Annotated in this window: 15 protein-coding genes; 3 read left to right on the top strand and 12 right to left on the bottom strand. The window is 40.1% G+C overall.

Annotated features, from left to right (window positions below):
* Window positions 1-2 precede the first annotated feature (2 nt).
* The 6 genes from B5473_RS15220 to B5473_RS15195 all read right to left on the bottom strand — a co-directional run bounded on the left by B5473_RS15220 (window position 3) and on the right by B5473_RS15195 (window position 6,028).
* Window positions 3-1,079, bottom strand: coding sequence for an FAD-dependent monooxygenase (locus B5473_RS15220; protein WP_079526641.1), 1,077 nt, complete (start codon window positions 1,077-1,079; stop codon window positions 3-5).
* Window positions 1,072-2,187 (bottom strand): bifunctional diaminohydroxyphosphoribosylaminopyrimidine deaminase/5-amino-6-(5-phosphoribosylamino)uracil reductase RibD, encoded by a 1,116-nt coding sequence (gene ribD, locus B5473_RS15215; RefSeq protein WP_079526639.1) that lies wholly within the window; start codon window positions 2,185-2,187, stop codon window positions 1,072-1,074. The genes B5473_RS15220 and ribD overlap by 8 nt, the downstream gene beginning before the upstream one ends.
* Before the next feature lie 12 nt (window positions 2,188-2,199).
* Complete coding sequence (locus B5473_RS15210; protein ID WP_079526637.1) at window positions 2,200-2,934, bottom strand: GTP cyclohydrolase II; 735 nt, start codon at window positions 2,932-2,934, stop codon at window positions 2,200-2,202.
* Window positions 2,935-3,122: 188 nt separating this feature from the next.
* Window positions 3,123-4,568 carry a sodium/pantothenate symporter gene (gene panF, locus B5473_RS15205; protein WP_176142128.1) on the bottom strand — a complete coding sequence of 482 codons (1,446 nt, stop codon included), beginning with the start codon at window positions 4,566-4,568 and terminating at the stop codon, window positions 3,123-3,125.
* Window positions 4,568-4,840, bottom strand: a complete 273-nt coding sequence (locus B5473_RS15200) for a YhdT family protein (protein ID WP_176142127.1) — start codon at window positions 4,838-4,840, stop codon at window positions 4,568-4,570. The genes panF and B5473_RS15200 overlap by 1 nt, the downstream gene beginning before the upstream one ends.
* Before the next feature lie 204 nt (window positions 4,841-5,044).
* Window positions 5,045-6,028 carry a diaminopimelate dehydrogenase gene (locus B5473_RS15195; protein ID WP_079526631.1) on the bottom strand — a complete coding sequence of 328 codons (984 nt, stop codon included), beginning with the start codon at window positions 6,026-6,028 and terminating at the stop codon, window positions 5,045-5,047.
* A 251-nt stretch (window positions 6,029-6,279) separates the two neighbouring features.
* On the opposite strand from B5473_RS15195, the gene B5473_RS15190 reads away from it, so the two are divergent.
* Together B5473_RS15190 and B5473_RS15185 are read left to right on the top strand one after the other, a co-directional pair.
* Complete coding sequence (locus B5473_RS15190) at window positions 6,280-6,738, top strand: hypothetical protein (RefSeq protein ID WP_079526628.1); 459 nt, start codon at window positions 6,280-6,282, stop codon at window positions 6,736-6,738.
* The gene (locus B5473_RS15185) at window positions 6,726-7,019 is read left to right on the top strand and encodes a YxcD family protein (protein WP_079526626.1); all 294 of its coding nucleotides are present in this window, start codon (window positions 6,726-6,728) and stop codon (window positions 7,017-7,019) included. The genes B5473_RS15190 and B5473_RS15185 overlap by 13 nt, the downstream gene beginning before the upstream one ends.
* A 55-nt stretch (window positions 7,020-7,074) precedes the next feature.
* On the opposite strand, the gene B5473_RS15180 is transcribed toward B5473_RS15185, so the two are convergent.
* The 6 genes from B5473_RS15180 to B5473_RS15155 form a co-directional block, all read right to left on the bottom strand.
* Entirely contained in the window at window positions 7,075-9,381 is a 2,307-nt protein-coding gene (locus tag B5473_RS15180; RefSeq protein WP_079526624.1) for a YhgE/Pip family protein, read from the bottom strand.
* Between the two features lie 341 nt (window positions 9,382-9,722).
* A complete protein-coding gene (locus B5473_RS15175) occupies window positions 9,723-11,888 on the bottom strand; it encodes a 5'-nucleotidase C-terminal domain-containing protein (RefSeq protein WP_079526622.1) in 2,166 nt (721 codons plus the stop codon).
* Between the two features lie 182 nt (window positions 11,889-12,070).
* On the bottom strand, window positions 12,071-14,767 hold the full coding sequence (gene acnA, locus B5473_RS15170) for an aconitate hydratase AcnA (protein ID WP_079526619.1): 2,697 nt from the start codon (window positions 14,765-14,767) through the stop codon (window positions 12,071-12,073).
* 308 nt (window positions 14,768-15,075) lie between these two features.
* Window positions 15,076-15,906, bottom strand: a complete 831-nt coding sequence (locus B5473_RS15165; protein ID WP_254865399.1) for a DUF2785 domain-containing protein — start codon at window positions 15,904-15,906, stop codon at window positions 15,076-15,078.
* A gap of 113 nt (window positions 15,907-16,019) precedes the next feature.
* Window positions 16,020-17,402, bottom strand: a complete 1,383-nt coding sequence (locus B5473_RS15160) for a vWA domain-containing protein (protein WP_079526615.1) — start codon at window positions 17,400-17,402, stop codon at window positions 16,020-16,022.
* 24 nt (window positions 17,403-17,426) lie between these two features.
* Complete coding sequence (locus B5473_RS15155; protein ID WP_254865345.1) at window positions 17,427-18,590, bottom strand: AAA family ATPase; 1,164 nt, start codon at window positions 18,588-18,590, stop codon at window positions 17,427-17,429.
* Window positions 18,591-18,824: 234 nt separating this feature from the next.
* Here B5473_RS15155 and B5473_RS15150 point away from each other — a divergent pair, with 234 nt between their 5' ends.
* Window positions 18,825-20,759, top strand: a complete 1,935-nt coding sequence (locus B5473_RS15150; RefSeq protein WP_079526613.1) for a right-handed parallel beta-helix repeat-containing protein — start codon at window positions 18,825-18,827, stop codon at window positions 20,757-20,759.
* Window positions 20,760-20,843 lie beyond the last annotated feature (84 nt).

Genomic DNA, 20,843 nt, shown 5'->3' with positions numbered 1-20,843 from the left:
ACCTAACTTAATACGAGAAAAGCTTCATGGAACTTTTGCTCTTTTTCTATTTGTATAGCCTGAATTTTTTCGATTTGTTTTTTTCGTGCCGTTGCGCAGCTGACAAAATCAAATTCCTCATTTTCCAGCAGCATTTGTGCAAGCACATGGGCATCCATTAACGAACTATTTAATCCGTAAGCGCCAGTCGGGGTCATCGTATGAACAGCATCCCCAATTAATGCGACACCTTCTTTTCCCCATTGTTCGGTCGTACTGCTGAATACATCAAGCAGCACAAAGTCTTTCCATGACTGGATATGCTCCTGTACGACGGGTGCCAATTGAGGAAATGCTTTTACGAGTTTTTCTATAAACAGTATAAACGGCTGTTTGCGTAATTCCGGATAGCTTCCCTTTTCGATATTCCAGCCGATTTGAACAAATCCTTTTGCCTGCGTAAACAAAGAAATTTGCATGCCGTCAACTAACGCCATTTTAATCGAAGGAGTCCAATTTTCAGGTGCCGGTATTCTCGCCCAAAGCAAGTCATAGCCATGATCACGGATCGTTACATCCAAATCCGCCAATTTTCTAACTGTTGAATAGCGCCCATCCGCACCGATGATCAGCTGTGCTTCAATCGTAATATCCGCATCACCTTGTTTAGCGCGAACAGCTGTATATTGTCCATGCTCGTTTTGAATAAGCTCTTTAACCGTCGTATTCAATAAATAGCTAAACGTTGGATAGCCTTTTGCCTGCTCGATAATTGCATGAAGCAAATGAGCCTGCGGAACATGGATGCCTAAATGGCCTACAGCCGGATCCGGTTCAATTGTTTTAAACTTTTCACCACTCATCCAATATTCCAAAGTTTCCATACGCAGCAAACCGAGCTGTTCAATTCGTTCGAAAAGCTCGTACTGTTTTAGAATCCGCTCGCCTTCCTCATTTAAATGTTCCCCGCGGAATGCCTTCGCAAAGTCATTAGTCCGCTCTATTAAAAGAACCGACACATTATTTTTCGCCAATATATTGGCAAGCAATGCACCGCCCGGACCACCGCCAACAATGCAAACATCCACTTTTCTATTCATGTAAACCAGCCTTCTTTGGATAGGCTATAATACGCAAATCTTCCCCGATGCAAGTGACTTCACCGAATTCAAGCTGGCTTGCCAAATCGATTGTTTCCACATCAGATCCGGTAAACGGCGTAATGGAGTTTTTCCCACCCAATACTTTCGGAGCGACATATACCATATACTGGTCGATGAAGCCGCCTCGTAAAAATGATGCGTTCACATTGCCGCCACCTTCAACAAGCAGATGCGTAATGCCCTTTTTATATAATGCTTTCAACATATCCTCTATGTTCAAGCCTGTTAATTCTTTTTCAACACGGATAATTTCAACACCGATACTTTCCAGCTGCTGTGCCTTTACTGCATCTGAATCAAATGAAGTGACAATGATTGTACGAGCTTCGGTCGTATCCGCAATATGCGCATCAACCGGTGTTTTCAACGTACTGTCCATGACTACTCGAATCGGGTTACGACCTTGTCGATTATCCTTTAGACGTGTCGTCAGTTTCGGGTTGTCATTTAAAACTGTTTGAACACCTACTAATATCCCGTCCACTTCATGACGCAATTCATGAACATCCGCACGTGCTTCTTCACCTGTAATCCATTGTGAGTGTCCACTATATGTGGCGATTTTACCGTCAAGTGTCATCGCAAATTTTGCAACGACAAATGGACGCTCTGTCAGCATATTATGAATAAAACGCTCATTCAGTTTTTGAGCTTCCTCCTGAAGAACTCCAACTTCCACTTCGATTCCCGCTTCACGCAACAGTCGAATACCACGGCCTGCCACTTCAGGGTTTGGATCTTCAGTTGCAACAACAACACGTTTAAATTCGCTTTCCTTCAGCAGCTTCGCACAAGGTGGTGTTTTGCCGTAATGCGAACACGGTTCCAGTGTGACATAAATTGTCGCATCTTTTGTATGCTCCCCTGCCATGTTCACCGCATGTACTTCTGCATGGGGTTCCCCTGCTTTTCGATGAAGTCCTGTACCGACGATGACGCCATTTTTTACGATAACGGCACCGACTAACGGATTTGGATTTGTATTCCCTCTGGCACTTGCCGCCAATTGAAGCGCAAGTTGCATATAGTCCTGATCAGTTTTCATATGAAATTCTCCTTACACAGTTAGCTTTTCAACCATCGCGATATGCCCAGACTTTTCTACTTTTGTTTTCAAGTACTGTTCATTTGTTTCCGTCAGACCGCCCCATAAAGGAATATGGCCATCCGCAAGTAATCCGCTGTCCTGCAGTGCCGCAAGCTTTTTCGGATTGTTCGTAATGAGTGTTACCGGTTTTGAACGAAGCACCTGTAGTACACGGATTGCATCATCATACGAACGGACATCATCTTCAAAACCGAGTGCATGATTGGCCTCCACTGTATCAAACGCTTCTTCCTGCAATAAGTAAGCTAACGATTTTGAAAATAGCCCAATACCGCGCCCTTCATGATCCGCTAAATAAAAGATTGCGCCACAGCCATGTTCAACAATCATTTTCATCGATTCATGTAACTGATAGCCACAGTCACAACGCTGTGAACCGAAAATATCACCTGTATGACAAATACTGTGCATGCGGATCAATGCATTATCCTGGTTGGCAAAATCTCCATACACAAGTACAGAAGACTGCTGGCCAAATGCTAAATGCATTGACGATACAGATTCTACTACCTGTTCTTTCGTCTGATTTTTTTCAACAGTCGTCCATGAATACCATTGGAACGTTGCTTCTAAATTTTCTTGTTTTATAGGTAGCTTTACCGGTCCGACTACTGCAATATTTTGCAGATCATCACGACGGACAAGCTGAATTTTATCTTCTAAAATAGCCATTAATTGTTTCATCTGATCACCTTTGATTTTTATTAAGTTACTTTATGTAACCTAGTTTACAATAATAAGCGTATAACGTCAAATAAGAGATTGGTATCTAATCTAAAAACAACATCTTTCTCACAGAGAAAAATGTTGTTTTTTTGGTGAAGTAAAATATCTGTTTCTTCTATCATACAGACCTAAAACGGTTCTGGCTATTAGAAATGATAATCTTCTATTTTTTTCATCTTTTGCGCAATAATACTTACTGCTACAAATGTAATAAGTGAAGCGATGATTGGAATTGTAACGGAATGCATGCCATAAATATTTTCCGCAAAGCGGTAGATGACAATATATAATGTCAGACCGACAATCATCGAACTGATTGCCCCGTATTTATTTGCTTTTTTCCAGTACAGTCCAAATACGACACTCCATAAAAAGGCTGATTCCAGTCCGCCGAACGCAAACAAGTTCAGCATGATTAATAGCTCCGGCGGTTTAACAGCGAAAATAACTACCGCTATCCCGATAATGCTTGTCACCCAAAAGCTGCGGTTTTTAATTTGTGCATCACTTGCTTTCGGATTGATATAGTTTAAATAAATATCTTTTACAACTGTTGAGCTTACTAGAATCAGCAATGCATTAACCGTCGACATAATGGCTGCCATTGGTGCTGCGAGTACGATTCCTGCCAGTACCGGCGGCAGCACTTCCAATGTCAAAAGCGGCATGACTTTATCGCCGACTTCAATTCCCGGCATAACCGGACGTGCAAATACACCAATTAAATGCATGCCGAACATGATTGTCCCGATTCCGATTGTACCTATCAGAATTGCTTTATGTAAGCTTTTCGAATCTTTGTAGCTCATCGCACGTACTGCAATTTGAGGCAAACCGATGACACCTAGTCCAATTAAAATCCAAAATGTCGATACATACAATGGTGTCAGATTTTGTTCTGCACCATATGGCGTCACTAAATTCGGATTTTCTGCAACGAGCCCTTGCATGATTGTGTCAACACCACCACCGGCAATGACCGTTGCAATCAGGAGGATAACTGTACCAACAATCATAATGGACCCTTGCAATGCATCCGTTAACGCAACAGCACGGAAGCCGCCGATAATTACATATGCCAAAACGGCTACCGCAAAAATGAACAATGCGTTTGTATAGGAAAGTCCCGTCAACGATTCAATCAGACGCGCACCACCTACCCATTGCGCTGTCATCGATGCAAAAAGGAAAATGATGATGCTGATTGCAGATAAAATAACGATCGTATGGCTGTCATAGCGTTTCTTTAAAAAGTCGATTAAAGTAATGGCTTCAATGCGGCGTGCAACAATCGCAAATTTCTTGCCGAGCACCATTAATACAAAATAACCGGCCGGCAGCTGCGCCATAGCTAAAAGAACCCATCCAAGACCTGTATTATAGGCAACACCCGGTCCCCCGATAAAGCTTGAGGCACTGCCATATGTCGCCATCATCGTCATCGCCAGAATGAACCCGCCCATTTCGCGCCCACCTAAAAAATACTCCTGTAAAAACGAATTAGATGTACGTACTTGGCGATTTGCCCAAATACCGATGCCAAAAATGATAATTAAAAATATGAATAATGGAATAATAACCGACCAATGTATCATTTTTGCTCGTCCTCCTCTTCAAGGGAAATGTCTTTGAAGAACAGCTTCATCGCCAGCCAGGTTGCGATAATCATGAAAATTGTTCCTGCGATACAGCTAAAGAAAAACCATGCCGGGAATCCGAATACATAATCATACTCCAGCGGGTCACCGGAACCGAGCCCATATGCAAACCCGAACCAGATTGCAAAATTGATGATGACTAAAACGACACCGATCAATGCTTCTTTATGTGCGATTTTAAAACGCTTATCCTGCACATTAAACATCCTTTCTGTATACCATTGAATTTGTTTTAACTTCAGATTCATGAGGGAATTTTAACTCGCTCTAAAGTGGACATCCATCTTTCAGAGACTTAACCTCTCTATTCTACGTTGCCAAACCGCGAATGAAAAGACTTTATCGACGATTTGTCTAGCAAAAACCGAAAAAACGTCGCCTAAATTTATTAGACGACGCTCGATTGGAAATTACAGTAATTCTTTGCGTAAATCTGCTGGGGATTTTGGTGATAATAAACCGTACGGAATGTCGAATACAGTTTTTGCACCTTTATCTCCTTTGGCGTGCAATTTGAATGCAGCGCGTGCATAGGCAACGAGAACACTTGATGTGAACATCGGATTCGATTCAAGCGTTAATGAAAACTCCATAATTTGCTTGTCTGATTCGCCTGATTGACCAGAACGGATAACAAACCCGCCATGTGGCATACCTTGATGATTTTCTTTAAATTCCGCCTCTGTAATAAAGTTCACAGTTGTATCATAATCCGCAAAATAGTTTGGCATTTCTTTAATTTCTTTTTCGATCGTTGCTGCATCTGCACCTTCAGCTAATACAACAAAGCATTCTCGGGCATGTTTTTCACGTGTTGTCAGCTCAGGATTTTCACCATTTCGCACACGGTTAACCGCTTCTTTAATCGGTAAGGTATATTGCACTGCATTTTTTACACCTTCAATGCGGCGTACTGCGTCTGAGTGACCTTGACTTAAGCCGTCACCCCAGAACGTATATGTATTTCCATCAGGCAGAACTGTTTCACCTAATAGACGGTTCAATGAAAATAGCCCCGGGTCCCAGCCAACCGAAATGATCGAAACAGTGTCACTTTTTTGTGCAACAGCATCGACTGCATCAAAAAATTCCGGAATTTTTGCGTGTGTGTCATAACTGTCGATCGTGTTGAACCATTGAGCAAAATGCGGAACTTGTTCAGGTAAATCTTTCGCAGAACCACCACATAAAATCATGACATCAATCTGTTCCTTGTAATCAGGTGCATCATCCACTAAATAAACCGGTACATTTGGTGATTGAATGGCAACTGAAGCAGGATCTCGACGCGTAAATACAGCTACCAATTCCATGTCAGCATTTTGACCGATTGCTGCTTCCACGCCTCGACCTAAGTTTCCGTAACCTACAATACCAATGCGAATTTTACTCATTATTTATTCCCCCAACTTAATTATTCGACGTTTATTCTTTACATACTGATGTAAATTCAGAATTTTCGTCTAAATTATATTTCATCATACAGTTTCATATTTATGAATACAATAATTTTTGTGTTTTTCACAAGAAATGTTATATTTCGCGTAAAGCTTGTATTATTTGCTGAAAAGTGTTTTCATTTTCTATTTAGTTAAATTTTTGATATACTGATAAAGTAAATAAATAGACTAATTGGGGGAGAAACATGAAGAAATTATCAGCGGTTTTATTAGCATTCACACTTGTATTTTCAAGTGTAGGGACTACGATTTTATTTGCTAATGATGCACAGTCAGTTGAAGCAAAAGGTTACAAGTCAGGTAAAAAAGGCTTCAACAGCAACAATAACAATACTAATATTCAAAAAAACAATAATGATGCAACAAACCCGACAACAACAAAACAAAATAACAATACAACGAAAAAAAATGATTCAAATACAGCTTCATCAAACAAAGGCGGATTAATGAAAGGCTTAATGCTTGGTGGTTTAGCCGGATTATTATTCGGTAGCTTATTTGCCGGCATGGGTATGTTAGGTAACATTTTAGGTCTGTTAATCAACGTAGCAGCAATTGCGGCGATTGTCTTCTTCCTAGTGAAGATTTACCAGTTGATCAAACGCAAAAAAGATAAAGAGGTTACTGATTCGTGGAAAAACTAACATTACTTGAACAAGATTTAATTAATGCCGTTTGTCTGTTCCATGCAAAATTCAAAAACACAGCACCTGAAGAAGTGGAAGCGGAGCTGATGTATGATGATGTTGCCGGATATTCGGCGGAAGCTTTCTACAACGGACAATTGGAAGTATACAACTCTGTGAATTTTATCATGGCACTTCGTCTGTATATTGATGAGCAGCTTGGCCGTGATTCAATGTCAGCACGTATCACTCTTGATATTGATGATGAAGAAGGCATGATTGCTCACGTGGAGTTTTAATTCAACAATATAAGACCCGTCACTCTCTAGTTGGAGAGTAGACGGGTCTTTTTTGTTATGCAGTCGGCTGTACTTCCGGTGTGTACTTCGTCGTAAGTGATTTATAGCTTACGATAAACGCAATCAGTGCCAACACAGAAGCAACGACTAAATAAATGACAAGGGTTAAAGCATTCGATGATAATAACGAAAGATCACCTAATGAAATAACCGATTTAAATCCTGAAATCGAATACGTAAATGGTAAATATGCACTTACAGCCTGTAAATTTTCAGGAAGCATCGGGATCGGTAAATTCGAACCTGTAATCGATAATTGTGCGACAGCCAGTACAAGTGCGATAAATCGCCCGATATTGCCTGCAACCGATACAAGGAAAAAAATAATCGACATGAAAACAATGCTGACAAAAATTCCGAATAAAATAAACTGCACTACATGATCTACCGATAGCTGTAATACGACTAATGTAAATATCGTAACCAATACGGCCTGAATTGTAGCAAACAGTGCTAATTGCAGCCATTTACTGACAAACCAGCTTATTGCAGACTTTGGCAATACAGCCGGCTTTTTAAAGTCCACAAACATGGACAATACTAGCATACCTACGAATAATGCCAATGATAAAATATACGGTGCAGTTGAATCACGGTAATATTCATATGCATTGACCTTCTCCCCTGCCAATGTGACCGGCGAAGAGAACATCGCAATATTATCATCGGTAATTCTTAATGCCGCCACTTGCTCACGACCGCCTTCCAAACCAGTCGCCAATTCCGATGAACCTGCCTGAAGACGGTTGACCCCATCATTTAATGAAGTAACGCCTTCTGTCATCGTTTGCCAGCCAACTGCAACGGTTTCATTACCTGTGCTGATTTGTGTTAAACCGCTTTTCAGGCTGGAAACACCTGCACCTAATTTGTTCCATGAGCTCGTTAGCGATGCATTACCATTTGCTACTTGTGATGCACCACCCGCTAAAGTAGATGCACCTGAAACGACTGCTGTCTGCCCTGCAACAAGCGCATCGATTCCTTTTACCGCTTTTTCTTGTCCAGCAGTTAATGAACCAATGCCGGCCACAATTGTTTTTTGACCGGCAATTGCATTTTCAAGACCTGTTGTCAATGCAGGCATGGATTGTGCAATCTGGTTGGCCCCATTGCTTAATGCATTGGCACTTTGAACAGCTACTGGATAAACTGTCCCAAGTTCTCCCAAGCCTGCACTTAAAGCAAGTAAATTCTCACGGTATGCCTCCATACCTGGTGCTTGCGCCAAACTTTGTAGTAATACTGCACCTTGCGCCATTTGTTCAATATCCGACTGTTTCGATTGCAATACGGTAGCCAGCTGGTTCAGGCCTTTTGCCAACCCAGGATTCGCCTGCGTGCCATCTCCTACAGCAATACCTGCGTAAAGCTGGTTCGCTCCTGCAGAAAGCTGCTGCAACCCATTCAGGAGGTTTTCGGAACCAGGCTGTAATTTCTGTAAGCCTGTATAAATTTCCGTTGAACCGCCTTTTAATGAATTAAGTCCAGCTAATACTTGCTGTGATCCGCCTTTTAACTGTGTAGCACCTGATGCCACTTGACGTGAACCGGACGCTAGCTTGTTAATATCGCCCGTTCCCCCATTGATCGCAGAAAGAATCTGGCCTGCCCCCGCATCAGCCGTTTTCGCACCGGCAGCAAGCTTATTAATATCTGCCGATTTTTCCGTCAACGATGTTAACAATGTGTTCGTCCCATTTGCCAGCTGTTCAGTGCCATCCACGATTTGCTTCGAACCATCTGCTCCGGATGCAAATCCTGTTTCGATATCCGTAAATCTGGAGAATACCGTTCTGGCATAAGTCGCTGTAATTTTGTCCCCTAATTGTTCGCGAAGTTTTTCAACAGCACTGTTTGTCACTTGCGCTCCCATGAAGTTTAATCCTTCATTTTGGATATAACGCAATTCAGGTACTTGAGGATTTGCATCAAGAACGGTTGTCACCTTTTGTGAAAAGTCTTCCGGTACTTCTACCACTAGGTAAAATTCCTGCTTATCCAACCCTTCCATCGCTTCTTCTTCCGTCACAAAATGCCAGCCTAATGAGTTACTTTCCTTTAATGTTTCCATTAAATCATTGCCGACATTGATTGCTTGACCACCAGAAACCCCGCCTGAATCCTTATTGACGAACGCAACCGGTAAGTTATCCAGATTGTCATACGGTCCCCATGTAGCTGACAGAAGAACTGCTACGTAAACAATTGGAATGAGCATGACACCGATCAACGCAATGAGTAAACCTTTACGATTTTTCAGTGACTGCAATTCCTTCCCAAACAACTGAAACGACCCCATAAAAACCCCCCTTTTTATAAAAATAGTCCTATACGAATGAATGAATACTCATTGCGTATAACAATAATATATTCTAAGTTTTTACATATTTCTACTAGAAAATGTAAATATTTTCTTATTAGTACGTGAATTTTGTTCATATTAATATTCAATAAATAGGACAATATAATCGTTAAATAACATTCTATTTCGGGACTACCTTTATTTATCTGAATATTCTAATTTTTAATGTTATTGAGTACCATGTTGAATGGTTTAATTTACATAATGATTTTTACAAAAAAAATAAATAAAAAAACCACTAGATTGGTTGCCCAAATTAGTGGTTTAGCTCTGTTGACTTATTTTTCTGCTGGCGCAGCTGTATCTACAATGCGACCTTCAGTAGTAAACTTAATTTCTTTCATTGATAGTAATTGTTCTTTTAAGTTTTCCCAATCCGATAATCCTAAGTCTGTTACACGGCCTTCACCATATGCTTTTTCAAACGTGCTGAAGCCGTCTCCGCCTTTAGCTGTGAATGCATTTGTAGCAACTGTGTAAGTTTCGTTATCCGCTACATCTACATATGCTTTTGTTGCTTCATCATAGTATTTTAATGAAACGACACGAGAACCCGCTTCTTTAGAAGAATCGTATTCTAGTTTAGCACCTGAGATATGCAGGAATCCGCCATTTTCTTTAGGAGCATCTTTCACAGAGTGTTCAAATGCTGCTTTTAATTCAGCACCTGTAACATCCATTAATGCTAGTGTATTACCAAACGGCAACACTGTAATAACTTGTCCAGTCGTAATATTGCCGGCAGGAATTGCAGCACGAATACCGCCGCCATTTTGCAATGCCATTACAACTTTTTTATCCGTATACTGTTTCGCTTTTGCAAGCATACCGTCTGTAATGATATTACCTAATACCGTTTCACTATTACGTACACTCACTGGATTATCGTCTGATGCACGAGGGCTCACTAAATCTTCTGCTATAGTAACGCCGATTTCTGCTTTAGAAATTGCGTCCACTTTCTCTTTAAATGGAGCAAGCATTTTTAAACCTTCAGCGTCATCTGCAAGTTTACCGATTTCAACTAATTGACCGTCATGTTTAACGATGACACCATTTTCGTCAAATTCAACATTCACTGTACCTAGGAATCCAGCATACTCTTTCGCTTGAACGATTAATGTTGCGTCCTTTTTCTCACCAACTGTATTCGTATCAACTACGACTGGCTCTTTAAGCTCTGTATGTGAGTGACCGCCTACGATAATATCAATTCCAGGTACTGATTTTGCTAGAATTTGATCATTGTCATATGCAGGGTTATCGTCAAATCCGATATGTGTTAAAGCAATAATTTTATCGACACCTTTATCTTCAAACGCTTTTACCGCTTTTTTCGCTTCGTCGATGTAATTTTCAAATGCTACACTGCCTGGTGAAGCGATGTCTTTTGTTTCTGCTGTCGTTAATCCGAAGATCCCGACTTTTTCGCCGTTCACTTCTTTAATCATACCAGCGTAAATTTTGCCGTTTTCTGGCTCGCTTGATACTAAATCGGAGAACATACCTGTAAACAGGCTGTCTTTTGTAAAGTCAACATTCGCCGTTAAAACCGGGAATTGTGAAGCTTTAATGAATTCAGCTAATGCTTTATGTCCTTCTGGTGAAGAACCTAAGTCAAATTCATGGTTCCCTAATGTGATCGCATCAAATTTCAATGCATTTAAAAACGGGAGATCAGCTTGTCCTTCAAATTCGTTGAAGTATAAAGTTCCACTGAAAACGTCACCTGCATGCAATAAAAGCGCATCCGGTGTTTTTGCGCGTTGTTCATTAACCGCCGTCATTAATTTTGGAAATGCATCAACACGTCCATGAGTATCGTTCACATGCATAATTGATAATTTATAATTGTTTGTTTCTGGTTCTGGCTGTGGTTCAGGTTGCGGTGCTGGTGCAGCTGCTGCAAGCATTGTTGCCAATACGCTTGACAGTTCACCACGAGTAAGTTGTTTCGTAGGGTTGAATAAAACCTTAGCTTCTGTTAATAGAGTCGTTGCATCAATCGGATATACCGCAGAAACGTTCGTTAAAATTTTCGCTAATTGATTATGTGTGATTTTATCCGCTGTACGGAATGTGCCGTCTTCATAACCATTTACAAATCCAGTAGCCACTAATGCCGCGATTTGACTATAATACTGGTTTGACGTTTTAATATCTTTAAAGTTAGGATTTTTTACATTTGTTGTATCAAGTTTAAGAGCACCCGCAATCATCTTCGCAGCTTGTCCGCGAGTAACGGTTGCATCTGGTTTAAAAGTACCGTCTCCAAATCCTTTTACAATACCTGCAGATGTTAAAGCATTGATCCCTTCTGCATATGGATGGTTAGCTGTTACATCCGTAAAAATTGTCTCTTCTGCCATAACACCTGTTGCTCCTACAGCTACTGCCGTAAATGCTGCCAAAGCTGTTGCCGAATACATTCTTTTTTTCTTCATCCAAAAGACCCCCCCAAATTTTTAACCTACCTTTTGATAGTAACTAAATATTATAAAAATTTCCACATTTTCCGGAAAATTTTACTGTTAATTAACAAAAAATATATTCTTTAGGTCCTTTTTACATAAAAAAAGACAAAGCCAATCGAGATTGACTTTGTCTTTCATGTTATAGAATGGAATTATTGTTGTGCAGCTTTAGCACGTAATACCATTTGTAGGATACCACCGTGACGGTAGTAGTCTACTTCTACTTCAGAGTCGAAACGAGCTAACGCTTTGAACTCAGTTACTTTTCCTTCTGGAGAAGTTGCAGTAACAGTTAGGATATCACGTGGTTTAACATCATCAGTTAAGTTAACGTCGATTGTTTCGTCACCTTTTAATCCTAAAGTTTCAGCTGAATCGCCAGCCATGAATTGTAATGGTAATACGCCCATCATTACTAAGTTAGAACGGTGAATACGCTCGTAAGATTGTGCGATTACAGTTTTCACGCCTAGTAAGAATGTACCTTTAGCAGCCCAGTCACGAGATGAACCCATACCGTAGTCGTTACCAGCTAATACTACTAAGCCAGTACCTGCTTCTTTGTACTTCATGCAAGCATCGTAAATGTACTCAACTTCGCCTGTTGGCCAGTAAGTAGTGAAACCACCTTCTGTACCTGGAGCGATTTGGTTACGGATACGGATGTTAGCAAATGTACCGCGCATCATTACTTCGTGGTTACCACGACGAGAACCATAAGAGTTGAAGTCACGGATTGCAACTCCGTTTTCGATTAAGTACTTACCAGCTGGTGTATCTTTACCGATTGCACCTGCAGGAGAGATGTGGTCAGTAGTGATAGAGTCACCGAACTTAGCCATTACACGCATTCCAGCTAATGTTTGGATAGCACCTGGCTCTTTAGAAAGACCAGTGAAGAATGGTGGGTTTTGGATGTAAGTTGATTTTTCATCGAATGTATATAAGTTTTCAGTTGAAGTTTCGATTGCATTCCAAGCTTCGTTAGCAGTGAATACTGTTTCGTATTCTTTTTGGAATAATTCACGAGTTACAACTTTATTTAATACTTCGTTAACTTCTTCAGTTGAAGGCCAGATATCAGCGAAGAATACTTCTTTGCCTTCTGGAGTTACAGCGATTGCGTCTTTTTGTAAATCGATATCTACAGTACCCGCTAAAGCGTAAGCAACAACTAATGGTGGTGAAGCTAAGAAGTTAGCTTTTACTAATGGGTGTACACGACCTTCGAAGTTACGGTTACCTGATAATACAGAAGTTACGAATAAATCGTTTGATTTGATTGCATCTTCGATTTCTGGTAATAAAGGACCAGAGTTACCGATACATGTTGTACAACCGTAACCAACTGTGTTGAAACCAATTTGGTCGAAGTAGTCTTGTAAACCTGATTCTTCTAAGTAGCCTGTTACTACTTTAGAACCTGGAGCTAATGAAGTTTTAACCCACTTAGCAGGTTTAATACCTAACTCAACAGCTTTTTTAGCAACTAAACCAGCAGCTAATAATACGTATGGGTTAGAAGTGTTTGTACAAGAAGTGATCGCTGCGATTGCTACCGCACCTGCTGGGATTTCAACAGCACCGTCTGCAAAGTTAGCAGTAGATGTTTTAGCGAATTCTTCTTCAGTTAAACCGAAACCTTGAGTACCTTGAGGAGCTACTACAGACTCACGGTAAACGCGTTTCATTTCAGTTAAAGGAATTAAATCTTGTGGACGCTTAGGACCAGAAAGGTTAGCTTCGATGTCCGCTAAGTTAATTTCTAAAACGTCAGTGTAAACAGGCTCTAAGTCCGGGTTGAAGAACATGTCGTTAGCTTTTAAGTAAGCTTCAACAACAGCAATGTGCTCTTCGTCACGGCCAGTTAAGCGCATGTAGTTTAATGATTCTTCGTCAACTGCGAAGAAACCACAAGTAGCACCGTATTCTGGAGCCATGTTTGAGATTGTAGCACGGTCAGCTAATGGTAATTTAACAACGCCAGGTCCGAAGAACTCAACGAATTTGTTAACTACGCCACGAGCACGTAATACTTGAGTTACTTTTAATGCTAAGTCAGTAGCTGTAGTACCGTTTGGTAATTCGCCTACTAATTTAACACCGATAACATCAGGAATTGGGAAGTAAGATGGTTGACCTAACATACCAGCCTCAGCTTCGATACCACCAACACCCCAACCTAGAACACCGATACCGTTGATCATAGTTGTGTGAGAGTCAGTACCAACTACTGAGTCAGGGAATGCTACTAAACCTTCTTCTGTTTCGTTAACGTGAACGATTGGAGCTAAGTACTCTAAGTTAACTTGGTGTACGATACCAGTTGCTGGTGGTACAGCGCGGAAGTTATCATAAGCAGTTTGAGCCCATTTTAAGAAGTTATAACGTTCAGCGTTACGTTCGAACTCTAAATCCATGTTCGCTTGTAATGCTGCTGCGTTACCGTATTTGTCTACTTGTACTGAGTGGTCAATTACAAGGTCTACAGGAATTGCAGGGTTGATTTTAGCTGGGTCTCCACCCATTTCTTTCATTGCAGAACGTAATGAAGCTAAGTCAACTACTACTGGAACACCAGTGAAGTCTTGTAATACTACACGAGAAGGTTTGAATGGTACTTCAGCATCTGCATTGTGATTACCGAAGTTAGCTAATTCATTAACGTGCTCGTCTTTAATTACATAGTTATCGTATTGACGTAATACTGATTCTAATAATACTTTAATTGAATAAGGTAGGCGTGATACTTTTGCGATACCAGCTTCTTCAATTGCAGCTAAACGGAAATAGTTATAAGTTTTACCGTTAACTTCAAAAGTCGAACGACTGTTGTGTAAGTTTGCCATGTTGTGTTCCCCCTAGTTTTTCTTAATTGAAAAGGTTGTAATGCTCTTTTCTCCACAGTCAATAATAGCTTACTTTCATACATAAGTAAATTGCATTATTATTATCTTTTGCGATAAGTTAAAATTATGACCTATCGGAAATGCCATTTTCTTCTGCAATACCTTTAGAAATCCTACTTTGTCAGAAAGTTCTTCTCACACGGTATTCCTCAACAATTTCATAATACATTTTAAATGACATACTTTTTAATACGTATGTGTACAAACTTGAATAAAAGCAAATTTATTATTGTACTAAAATAAAGTTATTAGTTTAATTTGAGCCAGCGCTGAATGAAAGTTGACACAATGCTGCGCAATTTTTCATTCCGATTGGCAAATTTTAAATAGAAGTAGAGCGTTTTCGCCAAGTTCAGCTGGTTTGTTCTCGCTTTAAACCATAGTGCGTCATAGCCGCGCTCATAGGCGACCATTTCCAGCTGGTCAAACTGCTGTTCAAACCATTCAATGAACAGTTCTTCGTCGATCTTTTTGGCTAACAATGCCTGAATGATATTGCAGAAACGTTCTTCTTCGTCATCGACAAATACATAACCCTTCCAAATATTTGCGCGAATTCCCTGCAATATTTGGGCAGTGAAGCGGATTGGATAAAGCGGATGCACAATAATAGCATCAATTAACTCCGTTGTATTCGTAACGCTATGTGCCCAGCCCGACTTCGTATCAACGAAGCTTCGCAAATCCTGCTCTTTCGTTAACAGTGCCACCGCATTTTGTGCAAGCAGTTCCAACTGCTCACTCGTTAAAATGACAAGCTGTCGATCGGCATTCACGATTGCCGCTAAATAAAGGGCCGCATAGGAACGCTGAAAAACGGAAGTTGTCCCCTTTTCACCGATATTATAAAGTAAACCGTCTGTTGAAGAAAGTTTGCTTACAAAATCGGCGATAACCGTTTCACCGAGTGCATTTTCCGACAACAGCAAAATGAACAGACGATAATTCAGCTGGTCACGGATTGCTGCTTCTTCATGACCAATTGTCTCCAGTATATCATTCAGTATCGACGGGTGCTCCTGAATAGATTGTTTTCGCTCTTCCGTCGTCATTTCAAAAAACTTTTCATAATCTTCCACTAACAAAAAGACGCCTCCTAACCAAATGCCTAACAATATTGTAAGAGACATACGATCATTTGACTAGGTAAAAGCTCTTCTAATAGACGCACACCTTCTGAATATACCCTTTTTTATAAAACAAATGCATCTTCTGCTTCAAATAATTCATTTACTTCAATGACACGATCCGAAAAGCGGTCTACAACATTCAGATCGACGGTATTGAATAAATTTGTTAATACAATTGAAGTACATTCAAACTGCTTCTGCTTTTTAGTTTGTGCGAATTCTTCTATAAAACGCGATGGTAAAAAGCTGGAACCGTCCGTTACGAACAGCAAATCCGCTTTTTTAAATTCACTTTTCTTTAACAGCTTCAATGCTTCCCGTAATGGCAGTTCATAATTTGTACCTCCACCGATGAAGCTGTCACTGAACTGAATGAGATCCTGGGTCTTTGCCTGACCTTTTCTGAAAAATTTAATTTCCCCCACATTTGTTGCAAAAGGGATAATCGCAAAATCTCTTTTCTGTTTTTTGGCGATGTTCAGCAAAGCAATACAAAACGCCTTACTTTGGGCTTTAATCGATGTCATGGAACTGCTCTCATCCATGCACACAATGATCGGTCCTTTTCCTTGCCGATCTTTTCCCTTCTTATTATAAACGAGTGTTTGCTGCTCGCTTAACCGCTTTAAAAAATCGAGTTTGCTATGTCCCAGCATGTAGTTCCCTAATTCCGACGGCAACAGCCGGGACAGCTCATGCCCAAAAGTCACCGATTGATGCTGGATCGTCTCTTTTTGTTTAGACTTCTGTTTTCTTGTCGCAATTTTTTTAAACCGGCCGACTAATTCGGCAATTTTATGCAATTCTTTTCGCTCGCTAATCATTCTCGCCAGTTTAAACTGATCGCTCAAAGGTACTTGATCCATTTTTTTGCCGTCCATCGTCCCGACTTTCATAACCGCTGTTTTTGTATGATGGATATTCTTTTTGTTTTCCTGCAGCATCATGCCGATCGACGTTTTAGATATCTGCTTTAAATATTCCCTTTTTTCCGGTAAATCACTTATCACGTTTGGCGTTTGCTGCTGCTTTTGAAAGGCTTCCAGTTGCTCGATCTGAAATGGATTTTTTTGCTCCTCATAATATTGGAAGCTTTTAAGAAGCTGTTCTGCAATGCTGACGGAAGTAAGGACACTTAATAGCTCGTCGCCCTTTGTCAGCTCATGCCATTGGATGTATTCTTCATTTTTCAGCAGCTCTTTCATAAAATCAAATTGCATTTTATCCAGTTGCATTGCATTTTCATTTAATACAGGCGCTTTATAATAGAAAGCATGCCAGCAATCCCCGATGATATTCGTAAAGCCGGGAACAATTTTTTCTCCTGCAATGCAGCTGTCATTCAACAAAGTCGCCATTTTCAACAATTCGTTAAACCGTGCCTTTTGCTCTGCGCTTCCCTCAAAAACCGTTCGGCTGTAGATTACATGTATGTTCTCACTCAAAAAGCATCCCACCTTCTGTATTCTTTAAAATCCGATAACATCTGAAGTTATTCGAAGCAATTGTTTATGCATTTCCGTTTTAAGGCTGTTTAATTCCGGACGACTCGGGATTTGACGACTCATATTTTGTACTTCCATAAATAATGTTTTCCCCTGCAGAAGCAGTTGACTCAGCTCCGATTTGGCAAACGGGGATTTTTGAAGCATCGCATTTCTCGCAGTTAAAATAATCATCTCAAACTCGGTCGATGTCCTGTGAATAAATGCTTCGACCGTATCAAAGGCCACTTCTTTAATAATTTGTTCTGTTAACGATTTTTGTTCAACCGTTTCCCATAAAATATTCGTCAAAATTGACAAGTCTTCCCGAATCACTTCTGTACGCCCGTCTAAATATGCTTTCGCTTTTAAAACCGACAGTGACTGTTTAAAACGTCGATCGGACGGACGAATGCCTTCATCTTGAAGTGCCTGCCTAATTTTAGCGAGTACTTTAAAAATCGTATCCGAAATCACAACCTGATTCGTCTTTTGCTGATATTCATAAAGCTCGTCCAGTGTTATTTTTGATACTTCTTTCTCACTATCGTCCTTTAGCATTGCAATAAAGGCTGCTTCTTCACGAATATAATTTACTTCATAGCGCAGCAAAAAACGGTCGAATAATGCCTCCAGCCCTTCCCCTTCTTCGATATATTCATTGGATGAACCGACCATGGTCAAAAGCGGAGAAGCTATCGGAACCCCGTTGTTATAATAAATTCGTTCATTGATCAGTGTCAGCAGTGAATTCAATATCGCGGAGTTTGCTTTAAATATTTCATCAATAAAAGCAAAATGGGCTTCCGGCAGCATATTAGTCACATTCCGTTTGTAAATTCCCTGCTCCAAATCTTTTAAAGAAAGGACACCAAACAATTCTTCAGGCGTACTGAAAGGCGTCAATAAATGCTGAAAACAATGACTTCCCTCTACAATGGAACCAAGCATGGACGATAGCACACTTTTCCCCGTCCCCGCCGGACCGATAAATAGAAGGTGCTGCCGTGATAATAAGGCAATTAATAGTGCTTCAATTTCTTCTTCCCGATCATAAAAACGTTCATTCAGTTGCTGACGAATTGTTTGCAGCTGTTCACACATTGATTGACCACCTTTCCCTTTTTCCGTAAATCCGTTTACCCGCACATTTATGTAATCCTCTCCTTATAACGTTACACTTCCTGTACGGTTTTTAAACCTTTTGCCTGTTACATTTCTTCCTATAAATAACTAGGAATATTTCAGGTGACTTTGCACTATTTTAGTAAGAGCATATGAAAAAAATCTTTTCATGTTTTTACACAATTTTAGTTGCAAATGATTAATTTTGTTATTTTACGTGAACATATTACATATAGCATGTTTTGTAGGAGGAATCGTATGGCGTTAGTAAGAGTGTCATCTTCAATTTTTTCACGCATTAAAACTATTCAAAAAGCTGTGCAACGAACAACGAGCCATGATGAAATTATCGTTGCATCCGGGACATATAAAGAAACTTTAACTTTTGAGGAAAACAGAACGGTTGCAGCACAAAAGGATGCAACTGTCTGCTTAAAAGGATCTATCGTGATCGCTGAGTCTGCGACAGTCACATTTGAGAACATGACGATTCAACCTACAACGCAAATTTACGTCGAAGGTGATATTATATTAAGAAACTGCGTTATCCAAGGTGGACGTACGAATGTACTGTTAGCAATGAACGGCGGAACATTACATTGTGAAAATACGATATTCAAGGACGCATCGGATGCAGCTGTCACATTAATTTATAATAGTGCTGCCCATTTTGAACATTGTCATTTTGAAAACAATAAAAAAGTCCATATATTAGCGGAAAACTCAACGCTTCATTTAACAGATTGTACCCTTTCAAAAGCAAACCAGGCACTTTGGGTTAAATCTAATGCAAAGGCATATTTAACTCGTGTGAAAGTCCAGCACCATTCCGGCACACAGCTCATTATCCAGGACCATGCTTTATTGGAAATGGATGCCTGCGAAGTAATGCATGGCGAAGGTAATGGTATATATGCATCAGACCATTCAAACATTCATTTAACGAAAACAGCAATCCAACACCATCACCTACCCCAAATCTGGATGCAAAGAAGTTCCCTAAACGTGACAGATTGCCAAATTCAATACGGCAAGGAATCCGGTATTATTTTACGGGACTATTCTGAAGCAATAATCGAGAATTCATTGATTGCTTTTCATAAAATTGCAAATGTCCAGCTATTGCTCGAATCTTTCCTTAATATGACGAACTGTGAAGTATACAGCTGCCAAGGCGTCGGGATTCATATAAAGGAAAAGTCGATCGCCAACTTCAATAGTACGGTGTTTGCCTATAATGTGCTGCCGCAGCTTTTCATTACCGAAAACTCTATTTGTACAATAAAAGATGCGACAATTCAGGAAGGAAAACAGATTGGGGTTTATACAGAAAAAGGTGCTTCTTGTTCAATTGTTTCCAGTACAATTACAGGTCATAAAAATGCTGCGCTAACGGTAATGGAGGCGGAATTATTCCTATTAAATACGACGGTTCATCATAATAAAGGCAATGGCATTTTAGCGGTCAATCATGCAAAAACCTCTGTGGACAATTGTCATTTCAATCACAATGACCTGGCACATATAGCCGGGAAAAACAACAGTACGGTGACGATTTTCCAAAGCGAATTAATTGGCGGCAAAAGTATCTTTGTAATGGATGAATGTGAACTTGAGGTTACTGAATCGGTTGTTAAAGGTGGTACGGGAATTCAAATTGAAATGGTCGGCAAAACGAATGCTAAAATTCAGCATTCCCAAATTAGCGGCGGCGAAACAAACGGGATTGTGGCGATGAAAGATACATCGGTCCACATTATCGAAAGCCAAATTTCGTGTCATAAAATGCCGCAAATCATCATCAATGACAGTTCTCTTGTGTTAAAAGACAGCGAGTTGATGGAAGGAGAGCGTAACGGTTTAATTATTGAAAACCATGCAGAAGCGTTGATTCAGGATACATTCATTTCCAATCATATGTATTCACAGATATGGATTGACTCCGAATCTTCTGTTGAGCTGAATGCAACACAGATTATTGAGGGACATGAATCCGATATATTTGTGCAAAATAAATCGGTTCTCCATGCTTCGAAATGCATTATCCAAAATGCGAAGTTTGACTTTAATATCCAAGCAGTCAACTATTCCAAAATTTATCTGTCCGAAACAATGGTCGACAACTCGTTCGGTTCAAAGTTTTACAGTGAAAATAACAGCGAAATTTCGTCGAATCTGGATGAAATCAGCTAACGGCATTACTACTTGCGACTTTTTCAGTTGCAGGTAGTTTTTTAGTGTCAGCAAAAAAACAATCTACCCTCATTTGGATAGATT

The organism is Solibacillus isronensis (assembly GCF_900168685.1).
Taxonomy (GTDB): domain Bacteria; phylum Bacillota; class Bacilli; order Bacillales_A; family Planococcaceae; genus Solibacillus; species Solibacillus isronensis_A.
The sequence above is the reverse complement of the archived record's forward strand: the minus strand, read 5'-3'. Positions and strand labels throughout refer to the sequence as shown.

Excerpts from the sequence above, each read along its gene's own strand:
- B5473_RS15200 (WP_176142127.1), bottom strand. The coding sequence starts at position 4,840 with ATGTTTAATGTGCAGGATAAGCGTTTTAAAATCGCACATAAAGAAGCA.
- B5473_RS15195 (WP_079526631.1), bottom strand. The coding sequence starts at position 6,028 with ATGAGTAAAATTCGCATTGGTATTGTAGGTTACGGAAACTTAGGTCGA.
- B5473_RS15175 (WP_079526622.1), bottom strand. The coding sequence starts at position 11,888 with ATGAAGAAAAAAAGAATGTATTCGGCAACAGCTTTGGCAGCATTTACG.
- B5473_RS15190 (WP_079526628.1), top strand. The coding sequence starts at position 6,280 with ATGAAGAAATTATCAGCGGTTTTATTAGCATTCACACTTGTATTTTCA.
- ribD (WP_079526639.1), bottom strand. The coding sequence starts at position 2,187 with ATGAAAACTGATCAGGACTATATGCAACTTGCGCTTCAATTGGCGGCA.
- B5473_RS15150 (WP_079526613.1), top strand. The coding sequence starts at position 18,825 with ATGGCGTTAGTAAGAGTGTCATCTTCAATTTTTTCACGCATTAAAACT.
- B5473_RS15220 (WP_079526641.1), bottom strand. The coding sequence starts at position 1,079 with ATGAATAGAAAAGTGGATGTTTGCATTGTTGGCGGTGGTCCGGGCGGT.
- acnA (WP_079526619.1), bottom strand. The coding sequence starts at position 14,767 with ATGGCAAACTTACACAACAGTCGTTCGACTTTTGAAGTTAACGGTAAA.
- B5473_RS15180 (WP_079526624.1), bottom strand. The coding sequence starts at position 9,381 with ATGGGGTCGTTTCAGTTGTTTGGGAAGGAATTGCAGTCACTGAAAAAT.
- B5473_RS15210 (WP_079526637.1), bottom strand. The coding sequence starts at position 2,934 with ATGAAACAATTAATGGCTATTTTAGAAGATAAAATTCAGCTTGTCCGT.